At 64.5% G+C, this 2,108-nt stretch carries 4 protein-coding genes; all 4 read right to left on the bottom strand.

The window, feature by feature from the left end; all coding sequences use genetic code 11:
* On the bottom strand, nucleotides 1–506 hold a 506-nt coding region (locus tag AB4Z53_RS35275), incomplete at its 3' end, for an anti-sigma factor family protein (protein WP_441600062.1).
* Nucleotides 499–1,050 carry a sigma-70 family RNA polymerase sigma factor gene (locus AB4Z53_RS35270; protein ID WP_441600060.1) on the bottom strand — a complete coding sequence of 184 codons (552 nt, stop codon included), beginning with the start codon at nucleotides 1,048–1,050 and terminating at the stop codon, nucleotides 499–501. The genes AB4Z53_RS35275 and AB4Z53_RS35270, both read right to left, overlap by 8 nt.
* Before the next feature lie 49 nt (nucleotides 1,051–1,099).
* Nucleotides 1,100–1,438, bottom strand: a complete 339-nt coding sequence (locus tag AB4Z53_RS35265) for a cupredoxin domain-containing protein (protein WP_441600058.1) — start codon at nucleotides 1,436–1,438, stop codon at nucleotides 1,100–1,102.
* Between the two features lie 38 nt (nucleotides 1,439–1,476).
* Nucleotides 1,477–2,108: metallophosphoesterase family protein (locus AB4Z53_RS35260; protein WP_441600056.1), on the bottom strand; the 632-nt coding region annotated here is incomplete at its 5' end.

Here is a 2,108-nt window from a genome sequence, read left to right as displayed (position 1 = left end):
GCCAGATCAGGCGCCGGCGGCGAAATACCGATCCGGTTGTCGAGCCAAGGCTTTACCGTGTGGCGATCGGACGAGGCGATGTCGACCGGGCTTGCAGCAAGCAGGCTGCGGTGGTGGGTGCTTGCCACGAGATCGCTGGTGGTTTCGCTTGCCCGGTTCGCACCCAGCCAGTAGCCGCCGCTTCCCGCCGCGACGATGGTGAAGACAGTGGAGGCGGCCAGCGCCCGCCAGTCCACCTGCCAGCGTGGTTGCCGCGGAGGGGAAGTCGGACCGGAAGCGCCGGCGGCGGACTCGATCCTGTCGAGCAGCATTGTCCCAACCTCTGGGCGTTCGAGCCTGGCTAGTGCCGCGCGCGTAGCGATGATGGCCTCATGGGCCTTCCCCAGCTCCGGTTCGTCCGCGATACGGCGTTCGAGCGCTGCAGCGGTCGGCGCGTCGAGTTCGCCGTCGACAAGCGCGTTCAGCATTACAAGATCGGCTTCTGGCGGTAATCTGGCTTCAGTCACGATGGGCCTCCGCGATAGAGGTGGCGAGCAGGAGGCGCGCGCGCGACAGGCGCGACATCACCGTACCGATCGGCAACGACAAAAGGTCGGCGATGTCGCGATAGCTCAAATCATTGAATTCGCGCAGCACCAGAATCTCGCGCAGTGGCGCCGGCAACGCATCAACGGCCCGCTGGACGGCGGCGGCCTCGGCCTTGCGGATTAGTTCGGCCTCCGGCGTCAGGATCGGGGTGCCGGTTAAAGCTGCACCTGCCGTTTCGGCCAGCCGGTCTATCTCCGCGTCGTCGCCGAGCACAAGGACCGCTTTCGGGCGGTTCTTCGCCATCCAGGTGAACGCGGTATTGCGCACGATGGCCAGCAGCCAAGCACGCGGATGCAGCACAGTGCCGCGCCCAGTCGCGGCGTACGCCCTCAGGCAAGCCTCCTGCACGACGTCCTCCGCATCGTCGCGATTGCCCATCAGCCCGCGCGCGAAGATCAGCGCGTCCTGAAGGTGCGGCACGACCAGTTCCCGGAATCGGGTCGCCGGCTGATCCTCGTGCACAGCGCTCGTATCCTTCTTTGCCGCGCCGGCCGAGCGCCGCCGCGGGCGGTCATTTGACGACAATGCTACCCTTCATGAAGGGGTGCAAACCACAGAAATAAGCGACCGTGCCGGATTGGGCGAAGGTCCGGGCAAAACTGTCGTCGGTATCGAGCGGCCCGGAGCGGAAGCTGCCGTCGCCCGCCACGATCGTGTGGACCATGTCATCGGAATTGACGAAGCGCACCGTGTCGCCAAGCTCGATCGTCAACGTCTGCGGCTTGAATGTGAAATTTGAGATTACCACCCGCGCCTCCGCTGCGCCAGCCGGAGCTATCGGCTGGACAAGAAGGGCGACGAACGTGGCGGCAAGCGCCATCTTGGCGGACTTAAGCAGCGTGCCGGGCATGGTGATTGCTCCTTTCCAGCGCGTTCGCGACAGCCCTCTCAGGCGAGGGTGGTATCGGTGATCGCGAGCCTTTCCTTGCCGACCGTGAAGTCGACGGAGGTCAGGCCCAGCATCGACCGCAACTGGTCAGCCGGAACGATCACGGGGCCGGGCTTGTCGGCCGTGCCAGGTTGCGGTTGCGGAAAAGCCGTCGAGCGGGCGGTGTGGAAGACCATGTTGCCCTCCACCTTCTGGATGATCTGGTGGATGTGGCCATTGAGAACAGTCACAGAACCGAAGCGTCGAAGCAGCGCGAGTGCTTGCGCGGCATCGTCGGTGCCCCAGCCCCATTGCGGATAGATCGACCACAGCGGGATATGGGCGAAGACGACGATCGGCGTCGAGGCCGAGCGCCCGTCGAGGTCATTCTTCAGCCAGGCGAGTTGCTCGGCGCCGAGATTGCCAAGCCCCCCCGCCTTGAGATCGACGACATTGACCAGCCCGATGAAATGGACCCCGTCGCGGTCGAATGCATGCCAGCCGGCGCCAAGCGTTCCCTTTCCATAGCGATCGAGATAGGCCTTTCCCTGTCCCGGATCGATCAGGTCGTGCTCGCCGGGAACATAGAAAACCTCCAGTCCTGTGCTGTCGATGATGCGGGCGGCATCGTCGAATTCACCGTCCTTGGACA

This window comes from Ensifer sp. 2TAB8 (assembly GCF_052115125.1).
GTDB lineage: Bacteria > Pseudomonadota > Alphaproteobacteria > Rhizobiales > Rhizobiaceae > Ensifer.
The sequence above is the reverse complement of the archived record's forward strand: the minus strand, read 5'-3'. Positions and strand labels throughout refer to the sequence as shown.